Origin of the sequence: Flavobacterium sp. KACC 22758 (genome assembly GCF_028736135.1) — a bacterium.
In the GTDB taxonomy this organism is placed as follows: domain Bacteria; phylum Bacteroidota; class Bacteroidia; order Flavobacteriales; family Flavobacteriaceae; genus Flavobacterium; species Flavobacterium johnsoniae.
Window position 1 is genome coordinate 2,153,653 of sequence record NZ_CP117878.1, and the last position, 21,802, is coordinate 2,175,454.

Below are 21,802 nucleotides of genomic sequence, written 5' to 3' on the forward strand. Positions count from 1 at the left end.
ACGGATGAAACGGGTTTACACTGTTTTATTAAAAAATCCGTTTAATCCGTTTAATCTGTGGTCCAACATCGGCTATGGCCCCCAAAAACACACATCGATTATCCTTTTCTAATTAAAGGAATTAGTTTTGTTCCTATAAGTTCTATGGCGTTCATTAACTGCGAATGTGTTAATCCGGCGTTATCCATTTGAAAAGTAAATCTTTCTACACCGCCAAGTGCTTCGCTGTGACGTAAAATCTTCTCTGCGGCTCTTTCCGGGCTTCCAACAATTAAAACGCCCAGATCATCAATTAATCCGTCAAATTTGCCTTTTGTTACCGGAGGCCAGCCTCTTTCATATCCTAATTTTGTCCACAATTCGGCATAACCCGGATAGTATTCTTCGACTGCTTTTTCGGTTGTATTCGACACATATCCAGGAGAGTGAAGACCAACTTTTAATTCATGCGGTTTAAAACCTGCTGCTTCACCAGCCTCACGATATAAATCAATTAAAGGTCTAAAACGATGTGTTTGTCCGCCAATTACAGCAACCATTAAAGGTAAACCCAGACTTCCGGCTCTGATAAAAGATTCAGGAGTACCGCCAACACCAAGCCAGACAGGCATTTTTTCTTGTAAAGCTCTTGGATAAACGGGTTGATTGTTTAATGCCGGACGAAATTTTCCGTACCAGTTTATAAATTCGTTGTCCCTAACCTGAAGCAGTAATTCCAGTTTTTCTTTAAAAAGCGCGTCGTAATCCTTAAGATTAAATCCGAAAAGGGGATAAGCTTCAATAGCAGATCCTCGACCCACAACAATTTCAGCTCTTCCTTTAGAAATTAAATCTAATGTTGCAAAACTTTGATAAACACGTACAGGATCAGCAGCGCTTAAAACCGTTACCGCACTTGCCAGACGTATATTTTTAGTTCTCGCTGCAGCAGCACTTAAAATAACTGCTGTAGCTGAGTCCAGAAATTCTTTTTTATGATGTTCTCCAATTCCAAAAACATCCAGACCGCACTGATCAGCAAATTCAATTCTTTGTAAAAGCTGTTCCATGGCGTCAACACTGCTTAATGTGTTGTTGTCTCCATACATTGCCGAAGCAAAGCTGTCTATTCCTATTTCCATACTATTTTTTTTGCTTTAGGCAGTAAGCTATAAGCTTAAAGCTGTTTTTTATGCCTACAGCGTACAGCTTAAAGCTTACGGCTATTTTTAATGTGAAAAACCAAATGAAATACTTGTGATAATAATCAGGATTACAATTAATGTGATTACGACATATAGATAATCTTTTTCAAGCATGAATGAAAACAATGAAAGTAAAACCCGAAATACAGGTGTTAAAAACAATAATATGATTCCAAAGAAAATTAAATATTCACCTCGACCATCAATTGCACCATTGACAACTGTTGAAATTACTTCAAAAATATTTCGATCATTTTCCTTAAAAACCGAATAATCTTCGATTTCGCTTCCGTGGTGCATTAAATATACGATTCCGCCAATAAAAGCAACTGATAATGAAATCCAGACGCCATAACGCAATAAGTTTCCAATAATAGTTTGAAAATCTTTTTCTCCAAATTTTTCGTGCTGCATAACTTTAGATTTTTCCATTAATTCCGTTGTAGATCATATTAACTGCCAGTACGAAAATCAGACATGCAAAAAATATTCTTAATTTTTTTGGGTTGGTTTTCACCAAAACTTTGGCTCCTGCCATTGCGCCAAATAGTACGCCAATAACCACAGGCATACAAATTCCTGGCTCAATATATCCTTTCTGGATATAAATTACAGAACTTGCCATTGCTGTAACACCCATCATAAAGTTACTTGTAGTAGTCGAAACCTTAAACGGAATTCTCATAATATTATCCATGGCAATTACTTTAAATGCTCCGGAACCAATTCCTAATAAACCCGACATCATTCCGGCAATTCCCATCATACTGAAACCGCCAATTACGTTTTTGGTTCCGTAACTTACGACTTCACCTTCGTGTGTTGGATAAGTTCCGTTTAATTTTAGTTTTTTTGCCAATGGACTCGATTCTAAAACAATATGTTCTTCTTTCTTTCGAAGTGAATTAATAGCAGAAAAAATTAGTGTAAGTCCAAATAAAACGGCGATGAATGAAGTAGGAGCGATAGTAGAAAGCAATGCGCCGCAAACGGCTCCAATTGTGGTGGCGATTTCAAGAAAAATACCGAGACGCATATTGGTAATCCCTTCCTTAACATAAGCCGCCGCCGATCCCGAAGAAGTCGCAATTACCGAAACTAAGGCAGCACCAATTGCATAATGAATATCAACACCAAGAATAATTGTTAAAAGCGGGATAATAATGATACCGCCGCCTAAGCCTGATAATGATCCAATAAAACCGGCTAAACAAGCCCCAAGAAGCATAATCAGGGTAAAAGTAAGTACTGTCATTTAAAGTATGTTTTTGTATTTGCTAATTTACGAATACATATCTGTTCAGGAAGTTTTTTAGAACTTAAATATACCTTAAAAATTTTTAGTATTGTTTTTTTTAACCGCAAAGCACGCTAAGAATTTGCCAATAGAGTTTCACAAAACCGCGATGTACGCAAAGCCGTACATCAATAAAGCTTTGCGTACTTTGCGGTCGTTAGATAAAATAAGATAAAAATCTTAGCGTGCTTTGCGGTTAAATTTCAATATTCGGCACAACACTATAAACTGCGACTGAATACTGAATATTAAACCTTAAGCCTCAATTTAGTAGGCGGGTAGCCGAAAATCCTTTTAAAAGCGATACTAAAATTAGAAACATTTTGATAACCGGAAAGGTGGCTTATTTCCTGAATTGATAGTGAAGTGTCTGATAAATAATGTCTGGCTTTATTCATTCTGATTTCCTGCAGATAGCCAAAAACGGTATCGCCAAAAACAGTTTTAAAACCTTCTTTCAGCTTGGTTTGGTTTACGCCGACTTTTCTCGCCAGTTCTACAATCGTAAACGGATTATCTATGTTTTCACGGATTAACTGCGCTGCAAACTTTATTTTTTCAACATCATCGCCGGCTAAGTTTCGGGATTGTTTTTCGATATCTAAATTATGATGACTTAAAGCAATAAGTTCATAGACTTTAGATTCCATGTAGATTTTTCGAGTCAGGCCTCGATAAAAACAGTTTTTAATATCTTCTATAACGCTGAATATTTTAGCGCTTATTTTTATTTCATTTTTAGCTAAAGCATTACTGCTGTTTTTCTGGATATTATTGAGAAAACTATCCATTACTTTAGATTCTCCCTCATATTTAGTAAGCACATTTAAAGGAAGATGAATATCAAACGTATTGTAAATAATATCTTTTTTGAAGTCGATTTTTGCGTGGTTGCCTTCGGCTGAAAGAAAAGTAATATTGCCGGACATTGGCGAAGCATAACCTTTAGAAGAACCCGGATTTATATATCCGATTTTTTGATTCGTAAGATTAAAGTGCATTTCTAACAGCGGAGAATCCCCATGACCAGAAATAGCAACATCATCATGCAATTGATAATTTCCCTGCAAAATAGATAATTCATCTGTGATAGTATGTTCATGAAATAAAATATCGCCTTTTGGTGTGGCAAATTTTATGTCTTTTTCATCCTGAATTTCTATCCTGGACAGTTCCAGATCTGGCTTTTCATCCACTTCCAGAAAATCCGCAAAGTCATTAGAATCAATTTTAAATGCCATTCCTTATACTTCTAAATTCATAATTAAAACTTCCACTTTCATAAATGCAGCCATTAGTAATCAAATACTTTTGCACTGCAAATATAATTTATAATAAGTTTAAATAAAAACAGCTTTGACATTTAAATTAAACCTTATGTTTATGTTTCTGGTTGGCTTGTTCTCTGCAAATGCCTGCCCGGTGTATATTCATATTGAAGATAATCTCGGAAATCCAGCCTCAGGCCTGACCATTTTGGTTAATAATAAACCAATGGGAACCAGTAATAATTCAGGTCTTCTGGAAATTTCACTTACCGATGGAAATTATACAATTGAAATTGTAAAAAATGATCTTATAAAATCCAGACAAACCGTTTCTGTTGCCTGTGGTCAGGATAATCATTTTACATTTCGTTTGGATTCATCCAACAGTGAATCGGCAAATTTAAAAGAAGTTACCGTTCAAAACAAAAGTGTAAAAAAACAGATTGAAGAATCTCCTTTTTCAGTTCAGGTTATCGATTTTAAAAAGCAGTATGACAAAGCGGGCGATGTCGGCGATTTTTTAAACAGAGCTTCTGGAGTAAAAATAAGAACTAATGGAAACATTGGTTCTCAGGTGCAGGTCAATCTTGGCGGGCTTCAGGGCAAAGCGGTTCGTATTTTTAAAGACGGAATCCCAATTGAGTTGTTCGGACATGGTTTCAGCCTTGGAACCATTCCTGTAAATATGCTTGACCGTGTTGAAATTTACAAAGGCGTTATGCCGGTTTATCTGGCTTCTGATGCATTGGGCGGAGGCGTTAATCTTGTTACCAGAACTTCTAATAAAGATTTTGCCGAAGTATCGTATGAAATTGCTTCTTTTAATACACATCGCGCTACAGCCAATCTTTATCTTCAAAATAAAAAGAATTTCTACGGAGGTTTTAACGGTTCTTTTAATTATTCTGATAATAATTACAAAGTACGTGTTCCAATTGAAAATGTCGAAAGAGATGTAAAACGTTTCCACGACATGACGAGATCTAATTACGGAGAAGCATTTATAGGATTAAAAGAAAAATCATGGGCAGATGATATTCGTTTGACCTTAATTTATTCTGATTTCTACAAACAGATTCAAAATGATGCGGGAATGGTAAGTGTTTACGGAAAGGCATTTTCGAAAGAACAAAATTATACCGGAATGATTAATTATCGTAAGAAGTTTTTTAACGATAAACTAAAGGTTTCTTTTTTAACCAATTACAGTCATTTTAATACCAAGTTTATTGATACAACAAGATTACGTTACAATTGGCTGGGCGAAACTTACAATTTAAAATTTCAGCCGGGAGAGATAAGAACTGGAAATGACCAGCGAATGAAATTCAATTTTGTTTCATCGAGATTGAATATGGAATATGAACTTTCTGATCGTAACTTTTTAGAATTTAGTGAATTATATTACTCTCAAAGAAGAAAAGGGAGCGATCCTCTAGGTGCCGTTTCTATAGTTACGGGTCTTGATGTTTTAACGGTTCCGGCAACGTATCGAAAAGATAATATGGCATTTGCGTGGCGTTCACTATTTTTGGATAAAAAGCTGGAAAGCATTGTGGCCGCAAAATACTACCATTATAATGCAGAAGGCTACACAACCGACAAATTTGGTTTTGCGTGGCAATCCTCAAAAGAAGACAGTCAGTTTGGATATCTAGGAGGTTTGAAATGGGAACAAAATAATTATCTATTGAAATTTTCTTATGAATATGCCACACGTCTTCCAGATGAATATGAGATTTTTGGAGATGCCAGGCTGGTTAAAGAAAACTTAGATCTTAATCCTGAAAAAAGCCATAATCTAAATTTAAACGGTCAGTATTCGATACTGAAAGAAAACAGCAGTTTAACCTTTTCGGCTAATTTATTCTATAGAAAAGTACAGGATATTATCTTTTTGCAGCTTGATATTCCGTTTAACCGATACATCAATTATGAGAATTCTACAGTAAAAGGTTTTGAGTTTGAAACTAATTATGCTCCGGTAAAATGGCTAAACATAGGGTTTAATATGACCTATCAGGATCTTCGAAGAATTGAAAGTGAATCCAGATATGCCTATTTAAATGATTCCAGAGTTCCTAATATTCCGTTTTTGTTTGGCAACTTTTGGGCAAATACTTTTTTCAAAAATGTTTTCAAAAATGAGGACAGTTTAAATTTTACCTGGAATGCCAATTATACCCATAGATTTTTCTTAGTAGAAATTCCAAAAAGTCAGGAACCTTCTTTATTTGGTCCGGTAAAAGATTTTCAAACTTCATTAATTATTCCTAATGACGGCAGAATAGGACAGTTTTCTAATGATGTTGGAGTTTATTATCATTTTGCCGATAAAAAAACAACGGTTTCAGCAGAATGCAGGAATGTTGGAGATGTACGACTGTATGACAACTTTAATGTACAGAGACCCGGAAGATCATTCCACCTTAAGTTAGTTTATAATTTTTTTAAATAAAACCAATAAATCAGATCAACTATGAAAAGAAGCAACTCACTTCGTTCAGTACTGGCAGGAATCGCTGCTTGTATGCTTTTATTTTCTTGCAGCAGCAATGATGATAACAACACTCCGGAAAACGGAAATAACGACGATACTTTACCAAAAAACGAAACTTGGATTATATATAATGGTGCAGCTAACTGGAGCGGTGGCGTTTATGCATTAAAAGATAACAAATCAAGAGAAATCAACCTTTCTGGATTGCCATTTCTGCAGGTAACTTCTTCTCTAGGAGGAAGAACATTTGAAAAAAGTCTTTTTAAAGTAAATGATGTTTCAAATGCAAAACAAGGAATTAACAAAATGGGTCTTGATGCATCTGGTAAAGTGGTAGACCAGGGATTTTTGCCATCTCTTTCTAATGCTTACGAAACGAATTTTTTAATTGCCGGTGCAACAGAAGGATACTACTGGGATAGAGTAAGAGGAGGTTTAAAACTTCAGACTTTCAACCCAACTACAATGGAGAGAACAGGAGAAATTGATTTTACTTCACTTTCACAAGGACAGCCATTAGAGTCAATTGGGCAGTTGATAATTGCAAAAAGAGACAATAAATTGTACTTAGATTTATTATTAGGAGACAAAGCTTCAGGAAACTGGCAGGTAACTCCAGTAGTTAAAGAGGTTGCTATTGCAGTATATGATTTAACCGCAAAGAAAATCGAAAACGTTACAAAAATGGGTAATACAACAAATTTAGGTGTATTTATTGACCACGTTTTATGGAGTTTAGACGAAGTTACGGGAGATTTATATTTTGCTTCTGTTGGAGACATGAAAACGCAGCCAAGCGACTATTCTTCAAAAATTCTTAGAATTAAAAAAGGAGAAGTTAATTTTGATACTACGTTTGCAATTGACATGAAATCATACCAATTTCCTGCTGAATTCAACAGACTTTTTGCTTACAACAACAAAATTTATACTACAATTCCATCAAGAGCAGTTTCTTACTATGGAGGCGGACAGCACGGAGTTAGATACAGAGACGATGTTTGGTTTTGGAATGAAATCGATGCTGCAACTAAAAAAGCAACTCGTTTAAATATGCCGCCAGATAATTTCTATACAACTCAAAATCCATTTTTCCATAACGGAGAAATCTATTTCTTATCAAACAGCACTACTGATGGTTTCTCTGGAGTTAACCAATACAATCCATCTACAGGAGTTGTAAAAGAAACTTTCCGTTTAAAAGAAAGCGGAAGAATCCAAGGATTTAACATCATCAAAGACTAATTTTAAGTTTTGTCTTAGATATTTAGCCCTAAATACTATTTTTTTTGACAGAAGTAATTTTCAAAATTGCTTCTGTTTTTTTTTTGAATATTACTTTTTAAAAATCACTATTTATGATGACTTCTGTGGTTTAGCGAACCTTTACATTTGCTTTTTTAACTCAAGAATATCATGAAAACTTACCGTTCGTATAAAAAAGTTGATCCCGTTTATTTTAGCGGCGAAATTTTCTTTCCCGTCGGATTATTGTGTGCAGCCGCACTTATAAGTTATGTACTGCTTTATTTTATCGGGCTGGGATTTGCAGTGTTTTTTAATGCAGCACTTGCCTGGTGCGGCTATTTTTACTTTTATTATTATGGAAGATCCCGCGCCGGAATTACTTTAGAATTTTTGATGGGAGTTTTTCTGCTCACAGCATTTTTACTCTTTGCAGATTATGGTGTTTATGCTTTGGTGCAGTATCAAAAAACAGCATTATTTAACGGTTTGTATTTTTCAATCTGGTTAACTATTCTGCTGGGAACGCCAATAGTTTATTATACTTATTATTTTGGGTCGCATTATTATGCAAAAGTTCGTTTGGCCAATACGTATTTGAAAGCCTCATTTAGCGTTTATCACGACAGAGAACATCTTATGTATATTGATTCGATTGCTTTTATAAATTCGGATAAACTTTTAATTTCTGATATAGAAGTAGAAAATAATATTCCATTTTATTCAGATAAAGAATTAGCAGAAATGGAAATATCTTCTAAATATTATCATTTGCAGCAATCTGCTTTTTCAGGTTTAATTCATATTCCTTTTGATACAGATCGTTTTGAAATTTCATGGTATTCTATTATCGAAGATCAATATTATAAAATCAATATTCCTTTTCCTTTTAATAAATTAAAACTCGAAGAAGAGAAATATCCTTTAAATGAATCCAAAAACATAAGAGGCCAGAAAATAAAACGCACTTATCTTCATATTTACCTAAACGGAGGTTTTAAATTATATAATGATGACGCGGTTTTACTTGACTTTTCGACTAATAAACCAACCGAAATAAGTGAAGAAGAAAAGAATAAAAAAATTATCACACATCAGCTTAGTCATAAATATTATAATAACAAAGATCATTTTTCTCAGTTAATTGAAAGCATCAGAAAATCAAATAATATTCAGGAACGTTTCGAACTGAAAGATAAATCAGTAGTTTGGAATTTAGAGTTTTCGGGTTTAGATGAAAATCATTATTTGGAAATTACCGACACAAATTTTAGAAATTACAAGATAGAAAAAGCTCCAGCAGAAATTTCACCGCGTTATCTGCCTAAAAAAATCACATTTGTTTATAGAGGTTCCTATTTATTTCCGTGGCTGAAACTGCACATAAATACACAAAAACTAAATCAGTTTATTGAACAGGTTTTACCTGATGATTTTGAAAATAGGGTTTTGTTTTCTCTTGATTTTAAAGACAGTAATCCAAAAGATCTTGTTTTTACAATTTCATCCAACGCAAAAAAAGTTCTTTTTAAGGATTGGGAAATTGAAATTGATGCATACCGCAAAAAGGAAATGGACGAAGAACAGCTTGAAAAAAGAATGGACAATACAAAACGTGCACTTTTAAAAGAAGGCTGGGATTTTGTTTTTGCGAAAAATTATAAAGCCGCCCAAAAGAATTGTGAAGCTTTACAAGTTATAGATCCTCAATATGCATCGGCTTATTTTCTGGAAGCACGAATACTTTGGTATACAAAAGGTTTTGAAATTTGTTACAGTAAAAGAGATTACTTTATTGCAAAAACAGAACATGAGCCACCAGTTAATGCTCTTATTTACAATAATTACGGTTGTATTTTAGATCGGGAACTGCGTTATGAAGAATCACTTCCTTATTTTGAAAAAGCAATCGAAATAAATCCTAAAGAACCCATTTTTGTCTGCAATCTTGGAGAAATGTATTATAAACTAAAAGATCCGGCAAAAGCTTTAAAAGAAGCCAGAAAAGCTAAAATGATGGGCTATGAATCTGATATGTTATCTGAAATTTTAGCAAACAAAGGAGTAATTGATTTGATAAATCATTAAAGTAAAAATCACTATTTATAGTGATGCAGGAAATAAATCCGGAAGATACATTTGCCAGCGTAATTAATAACTAAAATCAATATGGGATTAGCAGAAAAACGTTTAGCAGAATCAATTAAAGTAGAAAAACTTCCGGCCTTTGAAGCAAAATTAAAAGAAAGAGCCGGTTATGATATTAAAGTAGATATTGACTGGAATACTTTTACGGCTTATGACGAATATCCATTATCAAGACTGGAATATGTTTTTGATGATGTAGAATCATTTGTAAAAAAGATTTGTATCGATGATATGGGAAAAGAAGCACTGCAGGATAAAATGAGCACAATTCATTTAACCAATTCTGAAAATAACGACGATGTTAAGGTGGAACTAAAAGAGGACACATTGTTTTTAACCGTCCAATTAGTCCAGTCCTCTTTTAGTTACCAAACAGACTCACAAATTGCAAGTTATGTAGAATCCCTATTATAGGAATTAATGGTGTTTTAAATATTTTGTTGGGGGCAGAAAGGGATAGATTACTCTATCCCTTTTGTGTTTATATTCTGTTATCTACTGCAAAAACAGTTTTTCCAATTGTAGAAAGCAGCAACGCAGCAGCAGCGCTCGTTAAAACCGAATAATCAAAAGGTGCTTTTACCGAAATTGAAATTGCCATAGCCAGTGCGAAAAGCATCATCAAAAAAGCAGTTCCCAAAGCAGCAATTCTGGTTTTGAATCCAAAAAGTAATAAAAGAGATAATAAAACTTCGAAGAAAGTAGCAATAGATCCTAGTATTTCTGCCACAGATTTAGTTGCAAAAGGGTTGAGGGTTTGTGTATAAACAACAAAATTTTCCCAATTTCCCCAGGCAACACCGTTTGAACCCGGCGCTCCCCAAATTCCAAATCGATCAGCCACCGCTGAAAGCATTGTAATTGCTAAAACTATTCTTAAAATTAAACCTGCTTCTAATATGGTTATGTTTTTCATTCTGATTCTTAGTTTTTATTTCAATATGTCATTAAATGGCTTTTCAAAAATTTATAAAAAAAAGCCTCATTGTTTTTTATAACGACAGAATTATCGTCAAATTGTTTAAAATAAACGATAAAGTGCACAAAACAAGGAATAGAGTTTTTATTTATGACTTATTTGAAGATGTTCCAGCTTTTTGCCAACCAGAGTTTTTTCGCCCACTATTTCAAATCCCAGCTTTAAATAAAGACTTTTTGCCAAAGGATTATCTTCTTCAACAAGCAGTCCTAAAGTCTGCTGATTTTTATGTACATATTCATCAATTAAAAAACGAAGTATTTTAGAACCAATTCCTTTTCCCTGATGATTTGGATTAACGCCCAATGAATCTATATAAAACTCTCCGGCGCGGGTTTCAAATTCGGGATTAAATTCAGGGTTATAATTCTTTCGCACATAATCGATAATAGGAGCACGTAATGTTTCTATATCAGATCCATTATAAATATTTACTGCACCAATAATTTCATTATTTTCTTCGGCAACAAAACAATTTTGATAAGAATATTGATTGTTTTCTCTTGAAGCGAAATACTCCAGAAAGTCTTTGGCTGCGGCGTAATCTTTTTTAGTAATAAATTTGTAAATTATGTCTTCCATTGCTAATAATAATATAGGAGCAATATATTTAGAATCGGATATTTCAGCTTTTCTGATATTCATTTTTAAAAGATTTTTGTTTAGCAAATTTAATGCTTTATAAACACATAGAACCCTGGTTCTTCTTTGCTGCGACATTCATAAGTTATTTAGTTATGTTTCTATGTGTTTAATTTTTTTCAGTAAACATCAGCTCAATCTGCCCAATCTGCGTGAGAAATAAACGCAGCATCTTAAGAACTTAGAATTTTAGGCCTTAAAAAAAATGCTGAATTTGTACAAATATTGCATAAAATTATACCAATTATAAGAATCAAACCGCTCGTATCTTTGTTAGTATATTTAAACCAAAATTTAGAAACAATGAAAGCAATAGGATTCAAAACCTCATTATCTATAGAAGAAAAAGACAGTTTTATTGAATTTGAAACTGTAAAACCAACGCCAGGTCCGCACGATTTATTAGTAAAAATTGATGCGATTTCAGTAAATCCGGTCGATTTTAAAATTCGCCAGAGCGCTGCAAAAGACACCGTATTAGAAACCCCAAAAATTATTGGCTGGGATGCAGTTGGAATTGTGCAGGCCGTTGGCGAAAAAGTAACTTTATTTGAAGTTGGCGACCTGGTATATTATGCCGGAGATATTACCAAACAAGGAAGCAACGCCGAATACCAAATTATTGACGAAAGAATTGTTGGAAATAAACCAACATCCTTAACTAATGCCGAAGCAGCTGCTATTCCGTTAACAGGATTAACAGCCTGGGAAATTCTGTTTGATAGAATTCGAATTAATCCTGAAAAAGACAAAGGAAAATCAATTCTTATTATTGGAGGTGCTGGTGGTGTGGGCTCTATCGCTATTCAGCTGGCTAAGAAAATTGCAGGATTAACAGTTATTGCCACAGCTTCACGTCCGGAAACCATTGACTGGTGTAAAAAACAGGGAGCTGATTTTGTTGTCGATCATAAAAACTTAATTGAATCGGTTAGAGAAGCTGGTTTTCAAAACGTAGATTTCATTTTAGACTTTGTTGATACCAATGCGTATTGGGATATTATGGCCGAATTGATTAAACCTCAGGGACATATTGCCTCCATAACAGGAAGTGCAGAACCTGTTGTTTTAAATAAATTAAAAGGCAAAAGTGTTTCTTTTTCTTGGGAATTGATGTACACGCGTTCAATGTTTCAAACAGAAGACATGATCGAGCAGCATCATATTTTAAACAAAATAGCCGATCTATTAGATGAAGGCGTTTTAAAAACGACTTTAAAAGAAACATATAAAGGACTTACTGCTGAAAATTTAAAGAAAGCACATCAGCTTTTAGAGTCCGGAAAAACAATTGGAAAAATTGCAATAAAATTTTAAAAACAGCAATCTGAGCAGGTTTGTGGTATAGAAGATTAATTATTTAGAATTAATTTAAATAACGTATTTTTTATCTTAACAATTTTTGTATTTTAGCGGCCTTACAACCCAAATTTGTATTTAATTTTTTTAAAAACCAAAACAAAATTGTTATGATTTCAAAAAACACAGACCTTGGATTATTACTAATCAGAATCAGCGTTGGTGGTTTAATGTTGTTTCACGGAATTTCGAAAGTTCTTCATGGAATTTCTTTTCTGGTAGACAATATGGGAGCATTTGGATATGCTGTTTATATTGGAGAAGTTTTAGCTCCAATTGCTATTTTATTAGGTTTTCGTACCAGAATTGCCGCAGTTCTTCTTGCTGTAACTTGCGTGGTTGCCATTGCCGTAGCACATGCTCAGGATATTTTCTCAATCAGTGAACACGGAGGTTATGCAAACGAATTGTTGATGCTTTACCTTTTAGGTTCGGTTGGATTGTTCTTTACAGGAGCAGGAAAATATGCTGTTTCTAAAACCAATAAATGGGATTAATATCTTTTTAATACTATATACTAAAAGAGACCGTTTTTATTTAAAATGGTCTTTTTTTATGTTTACTGATAAAAATTCTGTAAGTCTTTCCTTAAATTATATAAAATAAGCCGTTTTTAATTTTAGACATTTGACGCTTATAACCCAAATTAATTTAATAAATAACTACTATGAAAAATTTAAAGTACATTTTCATTGTTTCAAGTGCATTATTTGCCTTTAGCTGCAACAACGATGATACTCCTGCAAACGGAGGCGGAACAGTAACAGATCCTGTAGAAACTAATCCTGCAAATACTCAATATAAACCTGCATTTAACGGACAAACCAGAATTGCGGGTATGACTACTAATACAGAATTTAAGGCTGATATTATTACAAGTGCACTAACAAGTCCGTGGGGAGTTAAAGCACTTCCAGACGGTCGTCTTTTGGTAACTCAAAAAACAACAGGAACTTTACGTATTGTTACAACTGCCGGAGTAGTAAGCGAACCAATTACAGGTCTTCCGGCTGTTAATCCTGCTAATCAGGGAGGTTTATTAGGTTTGTGTCTTGATCCGGATTTTGCATCAAACAGAATGATTTACTGGGTATTTTCTGAAGCTGTAACAGGAGGAAATATTTCATCTGTAGCAAAAGGAAAACTGGCTGCTAACGAAAAAACAATCGAAAATGCAACGGTTATTTACCGCTCAAGTCCTGCAAATCCTAGTGATCTTCATTATGGCGGACGTATTCTTTTTGACCAGACAGGAAATCTTATTGTTAGTACTGGAGAACGTTCGGTTTTACAAACCCGACCTTTAGCGCAGTCGCTTACAGCAAGTTTAGGTAAAGTTTTAAGAATTACAAAAGACGGACAGCCGGCTTCTGGAAATCCAACTTTTAGCGGTGCCGGAGCTTTACCTGAGCTGTACACATACGGACATAGAAATCCGCAGGGATTAGCAATTCACCCGGTTACGAAAGAAATCTGGCAGAGTGAACACGGACCAAGAGGAGGTGATGAATTGAACCGTTTAAAAGCGGGTTCTAATTACGGATGGCCGACTATTACTTATGGAATTGAATATAGCGGACAACCAATTGGTGACGCTATCCAGCAGAAAGAAGGAATGGAACAGCCGGTTTATTACTGGGATCCGGTTATTTCTCCAAGCGGTATGACTTTTTACACAGGAAATCGTGTTCCGGAATGGGAAAACAACCTTTTCATTGGTTCTTTAAGCGGCCAGCATATTGCAAGATTGGTAATTAAAGACAATAAAGTAGTAGGAGAAGAAAGACTTCTGTCAGGAGAAGGCCAGCGTTTTAGAGATATAACGCAAGGAGGTGATGGAGCTTTATATGCCGTAACAGATCAGGGAAGACTTTATAAAATAGATAAAAAATAAATTGTTGATGGTTAATTATTAATGATTGATTATCTTATAAATTTAAGAATGGCGCTTTTGCGCCATTTTTGTTTCTTTTCATATCGCTTTCATTCGTTATCTTTGAGTATCATTATTACAAAAGACAACTTTGAAAAATAAAATTCAAACGTATTCCTTAACACAGCACAAAAGCCTTTTTTCAAGTACTGATAAAAAGGATTATTTCTACACTCAAACCACAGAACATCCTTATATAAGTGAACCCTATCGTGCAGAAAGCTATGCAATTGAATTTTTAAGAAAAGGTTCAATTATAATGCAGACATATTTGGATAAAAAAATAATCCATGCGCCTGCTGTCATTGCTTTGGGCCCAACAGTAACGAGAAGTTTTACCAAAAACAGCGATGAAATTTTAATCGATATTATATTCTTTAAGCCGCAGTTTTTTCTGGAAACACAAACTAATGTTTTCTTTTTATCACAATATGAATTTTTCGAAAATAATAATGTTCTGGAACTGAAAGGAAGTTTAAAAATTAAATTTGAGCGCATTTTCAATTTGATTAAAGAACTTTTAGAAGGCGATTCTAAGCATCAATCGGCGACGTTAATAAGTTATCTGTATATTTTGATATACGAGCTCGATTCGGTTCAGGAAGCCGTTTCTGCTGAAGGAACTCAAAATCCAATATTCGAAAATTTTAAAAAACTTCTTTTTAAAGATTTCCTAAAACAAAGAGCAGTCGAGTATTATGCAGATTCCTTAAACGTAACCCGAAAATACCTCTCAGAAGTAATTAAAAAGAACAGCGGTAAAACCGCAAGCGACTGGATTAATGAAGTCGTGATTCTGGAAGCTAAAGTTTTATTGCAGAATAAAAGCTTAACCATTAACCAAATCAGCGACGAATTGAACTTTCAAAATCAATCGGCTTTTGGAAGGTTTTTTAAAAATCATACTGGTATTTCACCTTTAGAATATAGGAAGTAGTTTTTTTAGTTTTCAGCCGCAGTCCCGGTTTTCAGTTTTTTTAGAATCTCGCAAAGTCGCAGAATCGCAAAGTTTTTTTCTTAATTTAAAACTTATTAAAGTTTGGTAAGTCTATAGTCTTTGCGACTCTGCGACTTTGCGAGATTAAATCAAAAAGTATAAAAACTCAGTACCTTAGATCCTCAGCCCCTTAGAACCTTTTAAAAAAAAGCCTTTTTGCACAAAACAACCGTCATATTGCTCTTTTCTTAAAACCAGAATCCCTGCAAATTTGCTTTTTCATCAATACTAAAAAAGATATGAGTAAAACGGCACGATTTGTAGTTATAATTAATGATAATGTGTTTTGGATGGAGAACCAGGCACTTCAGTTTTATGAGCGTTTATTTGAACAGAAAGATGCAGCGGTACAAACAGCAGAAGAAAGATTTTCTCAAAAAGAACTGTTTCGAATACAGAATGATTTTTCAATTGAAATTTTGATGGTTTATGAAGGTGAAAACCCGCAGTCATTTTTAAAATTAGATTCTTCGAGACTTTCCAATGAAAATCTTGAGGCAGAAAAAGCAATTTGTTTAAAAGACATTATTTATTTTAATGAAGAAGATTTAGCAGTGCTTTTTAAACGTGCCGAAGAAATTGCATCGCAGCGAAAACACGATTTAATTTGGGTAAAAGCTTTTGCTGTTGAAGAAGTTTTAATTAAAACACTAAAAGCTTTAGACTATAAGGAATTTGAGTTTCAGGAAAACACTATAGAAAAACAAATTTATTTCAAGAAAAAACTACACTGATGTTAGGTTTAGAGTGTTGATTTTGAGTTTGTATTTTATAAAACATTCCTATGATAGTATAAAGCAATATTGATTGATGTGATTTACTTTTAAGTGAAATTTAAAGGAAAAAATTATGAGATCGATATGGACAGGTTCAGTGAGTTTTGGGTTAATTAATATTCCAATAAAAATGTTTTCGGCAGTTCAGGAAAGCAGTCTTGATATGGATATGCTGGATAAAAAAGACAATGCAAACATTAAGTTTAAACGTGTCAATGAAAATACAGGTAAAGAAGTCGATTTTGCCAATATTGTAAAAGGGTACATGGTGAATGATAAATATGTAATCTTAGACGATTCTGATTTTGAAGCGGCAGATGCCATTAAAACCAAAACAATTGATATTGAAAGTTTTGTTTTAGAAAAAGAAATTGAAAGTATTTATTACGAACAGCCGTATTATCTAGAACCAGACAAAGGCGCAATGAATGCCTACGGACTGCTTCGTGATGCACTGCAAGCTTCCGGAAAAGTAGGAGTTACGCGTTTTGTTTTGCGAAACAAAGAAAGCCTTGCCATTTTAAAACCGTACAAAAATGTGATTGTATTAAACCGAATTAGATTTGAACAGGAAATACGAAGCACTGACGAATTAAAACTGCCTCCCATTTCTAAAAAAGCAACAAAAGAAATGGATATGGCCGAAAAACTAATCGACCAGCTTACTGAAAAGTTTGATATTACAGGTTTTAAAGACGAATATACAGCCAAACTATTGGATATTATTAAAAAGAAAGCCAAAGGAAAAGTTCAAAAAACGGCCCCTAAAATGAAAGTGGTTCATAAACAAGGCGACGATTTAATGTCAATGCTAAAAGCCAGTTTAGAGACTAAGAAGAAAAAATCTTCTTAGTCTTATGTTTTAATTTTCCTTTTGTTTTTCCTCTAATTTCTTGATAATCTTTTTGATATTGGCGCCTTTAGACAAAACGGGTTTCCATAAATCGCCTTTTTTCTCAAAACGCTGTAATACATTTTTTATCGTAAACTGCGACGGATGTAGTTTTTCATTTACTTCATTCCATTCTAACGGAGTCGAAACTGTTGCGCCTGGTTGCGGGCGGACAGAGTAGGGCGCAGCCAAAGTTTGTCCTCTTCGGTTTTGAAGAAAATCGATATACAATTTATTTTTTCTTTTCTTGATGCTTCGTTCAATTGAAGTGGTCTCAGGCAGTCTTGTATGCACTTCTTTTGCAATTAATTCGGCCAGGATTTTAATAGAATCATAGTCGTATTGTGCGCCAAGCGGTATATAAATATGCAGTCCTGAAGCTCCGGAAGTTTTGCACAAACACTCGGTTTCCAATTCATCCATAACTTCTTTAACTACTAATGACGTTTCGATTACAGATTTAAAATCATCTTCTTTCGCGGGATCTAAATCGATTACCAGCCAATCCGGATTTGAAATATTTTTAATAGTGGAATTCCACGGATTGATTTCAATACAGCCCAAATTTGCCATATAAAGCAGCGTTTCTTTATCATTGCAAATAAGATAGTTAACATCGGCATCATTTGATTCTGAAAAGATTTTTTTGGTTTTCAGCCATTTTGGAGTTTTGTCGACATCAATATCTTTTTGGTAAAAACCAGGCGAATCAATTCCGTTAGGAAAACGGTTCATCGATTCCGGACGGTCTTTTAAATAGGGCAGCATTAACGGTGCGGCTTCATTATAATATTGAATAATATCGCCTTTTGTAATTCCGTCCTGCGGGAAATAAATTTTATTTTGATTGGTTAAATGCAGTATCGTTTTTCCAATTTTTAAATCGTAATCATTTTCAGTTGTATGTTCTTTTAAATTTTCCATTTTTTCCTGATTGTGATTTATAGTTTTAGTTTTGTCATTTCCATTAAAAACAACCTCTTGGGCTTTTTTGTCAATTCGTAATCCCAGATAAACAGGATGCCTTAAATTATGATCCTGCGTCCATTCAGAGTATTTTACCTGACAGACTAATTGGGGTTTAACCCATTGAATAGTATCCCGTAAAGGAACTTTTTCCAGCAATGGTGACTGATCTGTAAAAAGAGGTTTTAATTTGGTATAGAGTTCTTTTAAAACAGCTTCGGTAAATCCAGTACCGCATTTCCCTATATATTGCAGATTTTTACCGTTGTATTGACCCAGCAAAATTGCGCCAAAATATTTTCGGGAATTTTTGGGTTCTGTAATCCCGATAATAATGGCTTCTTCTTCGTTTGAAATCTTTATTTTCAGCCAGTTATTGCTTCTTCCGCCAGCGGTATAAGAACTGTCTGCTTTTTTGGCAATTATTCCTTCGCTGTTATTTTTTCGGGCTTTTTCAAATTGCTCAATTCCATTTCCAATTGTATGTTCAGAATAGAAAATATTCGAAAAAGAATATTTATTAAATAAAATTTTAAGCAGTTCTTTTCGATCGAGGAGAGACAATTCCGTCACCTCATTTCCGTCTAAATTGAGTAAATCAAAAACATAATATTTTAAATTTCCAATTCCGGTTTTTAAATAGTTTTGAAGCAGTTGAAAATCTGCTCGTCCAGATTCATTTTCCACTACAATTTCGCCATCGAGAACTACGGTATGATCTATTTTTTTTAATTCGTCTGCAATGGGTTTAAAATTGATATCAAAAGAAATTTTATTTCTGCTGAATAATGCTGTTTTATCAGAGTTAACAACAGCAATCGTGCGGTAACCGTCGTATTTATTTTCAAAAATCCATTCTTCGTTATCAAAAGGTTTTTCTGTAGTATTGGCAAGCATGGGTTTAATGAATTCGGCTTTTACAGTTTTTGCTTTAGGCTTTTTTTTTATGGCTTTTAGTTTGGTTTCTTTCTCTTCAGATTTGGCGGTCATCTTATCTGATTTTTTCTCCAGTTCTTCCAGACTTCTTTTAGAAATAACCGATTTGTCTTTTTCTAATATATCTGATTCTGAAGCATATTTATCCTGTTTTTTGATTAAAAGCCAGGCATTTTCCTGTTTTCCATGAAGTTTTACCAATGAAAATTCACCTTTCAGTTTTTTTCCTTTTAAGATAAAACTCAGACGGCCTTTTTTAAGATCGGCTAAAAGCTGTTTTTCATCAGAAGCTGTTTTTTCATCAGAAGTATACGTACCGTTATCCCATACAATTACATTTCCGGCACCATAGTTTCCGGCCGGAATTGTTCCTTCAAAATCTTTATAACTGTAAGGATGATCTTCAACCATCATAGCGAGGCGTTTTACTTCGGGATCCATTGAAGGACCTTTTGGAACTGCCCAGCTTTTGAGAACACCGTTCATTTCCAGTCTAAAATCATAATGCAAATGCGATGCAGCGTGTTTTTGAACGACAAAAATCAATTCACTGGCCGATTTTTCAACCTTTCCTTTTGGCTCGCGTGTTTGCTTAAAATCTCTCTTTTCGTTGTATTTAGACAGTGACATAGGCATTTGTTAGTATTAAAATTGTCATTGTAATAGAGTAGAGAACTGTTGCGGCAATAGCAAAAATTATATGAGCAAAGAACAGCTGAATATAATAACCTTTAAAGTCAATTGGGGGTTGATGATGGGTTATTTTAAACATAAATACCCAGCTGATAATACCAATCACACCGCTTATTACTCCTAGTAGGAGAGCACTTAACGGAGAAATTGGTAATATGTCCTTTACCCAAATAATGTGATACCCAAGAACAAACAAAAAACCGATTATATAATGCAGTAACCAGCCCCAAGTTTTTTTTGATTGTTCTGTAAGATTCAGTTTTAATTTCTCTAAAACAAAAGCAAGTAATACAGGCTCTTTATACAATTCCCTAAAGTTTTTTGACATAGCGTAACTAAACCAAGTCATGGCTGAAGTTGCGGCAATAGAAACCAGCAGTAATTGTATAATGATATATATAACCATAAAAGCTTTTGTGAAATTAAATTGAACTGTATATCAAAGTTATTTCAGAAAAGCTTATTGTGCTTATACTATTAAAAGTTGTAATTATATAATTATCAGTATGTAAGAATTGGATTAAGAGGTTTTTTTACTCCCTAATTTGTAATTGGAGTTTTTAAGGTTTACTTCGGAAATAAGAGTCGCAGCAAAAATAAGACTGCCTCCCAAAAGCAATCGAAGCGAAAGATTTTCGCCAAGAATAAAGAATGCGGCTATGGCGCCAAAAATGGGTTCGAATAAATAAATTACCGCCACTCTTTCTGCTGATAAATAGCGTTGTGATATATTTGAAATGGTGTACATATAGGCCGTAGAAAATAAAGCGCAATAAATAACACCAAGCCAAAATGTATTTCTTTCTGGAAACCAATCTGCGTTTTGATCTGTAAGTGCCAAAATGAAAGTAAATAAAGCACAAAATGCAAACATGGGTACAATTGACGTTAAAAGGTTTTTTGCAGCTGAATGTTTTTCTACAGAAATTAAATAAACTGCAAAAGCAAAGGCTCCGGCAATTGTATATAGATCTCCCAGGTTTATGGTGAATTTATCTTTTACAGCGATAATAAATAATCCGGATAATGCTGTTAAAGCGGCCATCCAGATTTTTAAAGGCGGACTGGTTTTATAAACGGTAAGTTTTATAAACGGAATTATAATAACACATAATCCGGCTATAAAAGAACATTGAGAAGCATCGGTATATTTTAAACCAACTGTCTGCAAATGAATTCCTAAAAACATAGGAACGGCCAAAACTGCACCGGTTTTAATAGATTCTAAATTGGTATTTCTAACATATTTCCAGAAAATCACAGTTAGAACCATTACAGCCATTAAAAAGCGATAAAATAAAAAAGTGGATGGCGAATAATTTCCAATTGCCATTTTCGTAATAGAATACGATATGCCCCAAAAGGCAGTGCCAATGATAAGTAAAACCAGTAAAATCTGCCTTTTATTCATTGATTAAAATTTTCTTCATCATTAAATCGGTTTGCTCGTCATCGCCCAGTCTGAAAATATGGGTATCAAATTGTACAAAACCATTTTTGGTATAAAAACTTACTGCCCTGAAATTCTTTTCCCAGACACCAAGCCAGATATAATGTACCTTTATTTCTTCGGCTTTTTTTAAAGCCTGATTGTAAAGTTCCTGAGCTATTTTTTTACCGTGAAATTCCTTTAAAACATAAATTCGTTCTATTTCGAGCACATTTTTTTCTTTCAATTCGGTTTGAGCTTCTCCGGTATTTAATTTTAAATAGCCAATTACTTCTCCGTCTAATTCTGCTAAATAAAAGTGTGAATCTTTATTGTTGAGTTCAGAAGCGATTTTTTCCAGATTAAAACTTTCATCCAGATATTTAATCATATTTTCTTCTGAATTTACATCCGAAAATGTTTCAGAAAAAGTTATTCTTCCAATGGTTTGAAGTTTTTCAGCATCACTAATCAGCGCTTTGCGGACTTTTATTGTGTTCATGTTTTTTATTATTAATGCATTAAAATCTGTTTTTTGTTTTTATAAATGCGTAAATT

Annotated in this window: 20 protein-coding genes; 10 read left to right on the plus strand and 10 right to left on the minus strand. The window is 34.0% G+C overall.

Annotation, left to right across the window (positions count from 1 at the left end):
• Window positions 1–98: 98 nt before the first annotated feature.
• The 4 genes from PQ462_RS09315 to PQ462_RS09330 all read right to left on the minus strand — a co-directional run bounded on the left by PQ462_RS09315 (window position 99) and on the right by PQ462_RS09330 (window position 3,722).
• Complete coding sequence (locus tag PQ462_RS09315; RefSeq protein WP_274253232.1) at window positions 99–1,121, minus strand: LLM class flavin-dependent oxidoreductase; 1,023 nt, start codon at window positions 1,119–1,121, stop codon at window positions 99–101.
• A gap of 87 nt (window positions 1,122–1,208) precedes the next feature.
• Complete coding sequence (locus PQ462_RS09320; protein ID WP_274253233.1) at window positions 1,209–1,616, minus strand: DUF1634 domain-containing protein; 408 nt, start codon at window positions 1,614–1,616, stop codon at window positions 1,209–1,211.
• A complete protein-coding gene (locus PQ462_RS09325; RefSeq protein ID WP_012025302.1) occupies window positions 1,603–2,439 on the minus strand; it encodes a sulfite exporter TauE/SafE family protein in 837 nt (278 codons plus the stop codon). The genes PQ462_RS09320 and PQ462_RS09325 overlap by 14 nt, the downstream gene beginning before the upstream one ends.
• Window positions 2,440–2,729: 290 nt before the next feature.
• A complete protein-coding gene (locus tag PQ462_RS09330; protein ID WP_274253234.1) occupies window positions 2,730–3,722 on the minus strand; it encodes a helix-turn-helix domain-containing protein in 993 nt (330 codons plus the stop codon).
• A 136-nt stretch (window positions 3,723–3,858) separates the two neighbouring features.
• On the opposite strand from PQ462_RS09330, the gene PQ462_RS09335 reads away from it, so the two are divergent.
• From PQ462_RS09335 to PQ462_RS09350, 4 genes are all read left to right on the plus strand, one after another.
• Window positions 3,859–6,207: a TonB-dependent receptor plug domain-containing protein gene (locus PQ462_RS09335; RefSeq protein ID WP_274253235.1), complete on the plus strand. Its 2,349-nt coding sequence runs from the start codon at window positions 3,859–3,861 to the stop codon at window positions 6,205–6,207.
• Window positions 6,208–6,228: 21 nt separating this feature from the next.
• Window positions 6,229–7,494: a hypothetical protein gene (locus tag PQ462_RS09340; protein WP_274253236.1), complete on the plus strand. Its 1,266-nt coding sequence runs from the start codon at window positions 6,229–6,231 to the stop codon at window positions 7,492–7,494.
• Between the two features lie 171 nt (window positions 7,495–7,665).
• A complete protein-coding gene (locus tag PQ462_RS09345; protein ID WP_274253237.1) occupies window positions 7,666–9,582 on the plus strand; it encodes a tetratricopeptide repeat protein in 1,917 nt (638 codons plus the stop codon).
• 81 nt (window positions 9,583–9,663) lie between these two features.
• Window positions 9,664–10,056, plus strand: coding sequence for a hypothetical protein (locus PQ462_RS09350; protein WP_073409359.1), 393 nt, complete (start codon window positions 9,664–9,666; stop codon window positions 10,054–10,056).
• Between the two features lie 67 nt (window positions 10,057–10,123).
• Here PQ462_RS09350 and PQ462_RS09355 read toward each other — a convergent pair whose 3' ends face one another.
• A complete protein-coding gene (locus PQ462_RS09355; protein WP_274253238.1) occupies window positions 10,124–10,558 on the minus strand; it encodes a DoxX family membrane protein in 435 nt (144 codons plus the stop codon).
• A gap of 147 nt (window positions 10,559–10,705) precedes the next feature.
• Window positions 10,706–11,266 carry a GNAT family N-acetyltransferase gene (locus PQ462_RS09360; RefSeq protein ID WP_274253239.1) on the minus strand — a complete coding sequence of 187 codons (561 nt, stop codon included), beginning with the start codon at window positions 11,264–11,266 and terminating at the stop codon, window positions 10,706–10,708.
• Window positions 11,267–11,566: 300 nt separating this feature from the next.
• Between PQ462_RS09360 and PQ462_RS09365 the strand changes: the two genes are divergently transcribed.
• The 6 genes from PQ462_RS09365 to ku all read left to right on the plus strand — a co-directional run bounded on the left by PQ462_RS09365 (window position 11,567) and on the right by ku (window position 17,181).
• Window positions 11,567–12,580, plus strand: coding sequence for a zinc-binding alcohol dehydrogenase family protein (locus PQ462_RS09365; protein ID WP_274253240.1), 1,014 nt, complete (start codon window positions 11,567–11,569; stop codon window positions 12,578–12,580).
• Between the two features lie 152 nt (window positions 12,581–12,732).
• Window positions 12,733–13,119 carry a DoxX family protein gene (locus PQ462_RS09370; RefSeq protein ID WP_083558554.1) on the plus strand — a complete coding sequence of 129 codons (387 nt, stop codon included), beginning with the start codon at window positions 12,733–12,735 and terminating at the stop codon, window positions 13,117–13,119.
• A gap of 170 nt (window positions 13,120–13,289) precedes the next feature.
• Window positions 13,290–14,516, plus strand: coding sequence for a PQQ-dependent sugar dehydrogenase (locus tag PQ462_RS09375; protein WP_274253241.1), 1,227 nt, complete (start codon window positions 13,290–13,292; stop codon window positions 14,514–14,516).
• 130 nt (window positions 14,517–14,646) lie between these two features.
• Window positions 14,647–15,492 (plus strand): helix-turn-helix domain-containing protein, encoded by an 846-nt coding sequence (locus tag PQ462_RS09380; protein ID WP_274253242.1) that lies wholly within the window; start codon window positions 14,647–14,649, stop codon window positions 15,490–15,492.
• Window positions 15,493–15,791: 299 nt separating this feature from the next.
• A complete protein-coding gene (locus PQ462_RS09385) occupies window positions 15,792–16,286 on the plus strand; it encodes a hypothetical protein (protein ID WP_274253243.1) in 495 nt (164 codons plus the stop codon).
• A 115-nt stretch (window positions 16,287–16,401) separates the two neighbouring features.
• Window positions 16,402–17,181 carry a non-homologous end joining protein Ku gene (ku, locus tag PQ462_RS09390; protein WP_274253245.1) on the plus strand — a complete coding sequence of 260 codons (780 nt, stop codon included), beginning with the start codon at window positions 16,402–16,404 and terminating at the stop codon, window positions 17,179–17,181.
• A 9-nt stretch (window positions 17,182–17,190) separates the two neighbouring features.
• Here the strand turns inward: ku and ligD are convergent, their stop codons facing one another.
• From ligD to PQ462_RS09410, 4 genes are all read right to left on the minus strand, one after another.
• Entirely contained in the window at window positions 17,191–19,758 is a 2,568-nt protein-coding gene (gene ligD, locus PQ462_RS09395) for a DNA ligase D (protein WP_274253246.1), read from the minus strand.
• Window positions 19,739–20,221: a hypothetical protein gene (locus tag PQ462_RS09400; RefSeq protein ID WP_274253247.1), complete on the minus strand. Its 483-nt coding sequence runs from the start codon at window positions 20,219–20,221 to the stop codon at window positions 19,739–19,741. Before PQ462_RS09400 ends, ligD begins: the two co-directional genes overlap by 20 nt.
• A gap of 114 nt (window positions 20,222–20,335) precedes the next feature.
• On the minus strand, window positions 20,336–21,226 hold the full coding sequence (locus tag PQ462_RS09405) for a DMT family transporter (RefSeq protein WP_274253248.1): 891 nt from the start codon (window positions 21,224–21,226) through the stop codon (window positions 20,336–20,338).
• On the minus strand, window positions 21,219–21,746 hold the full coding sequence (locus PQ462_RS09410; protein WP_274253249.1) for a GNAT family N-acetyltransferase: 528 nt from the start codon (window positions 21,744–21,746) through the stop codon (window positions 21,219–21,221). The genes PQ462_RS09405 and PQ462_RS09410 overlap by 8 nt, the downstream gene beginning before the upstream one ends.
• Window positions 21,747–21,802: the final 56 nt, after the last annotated feature.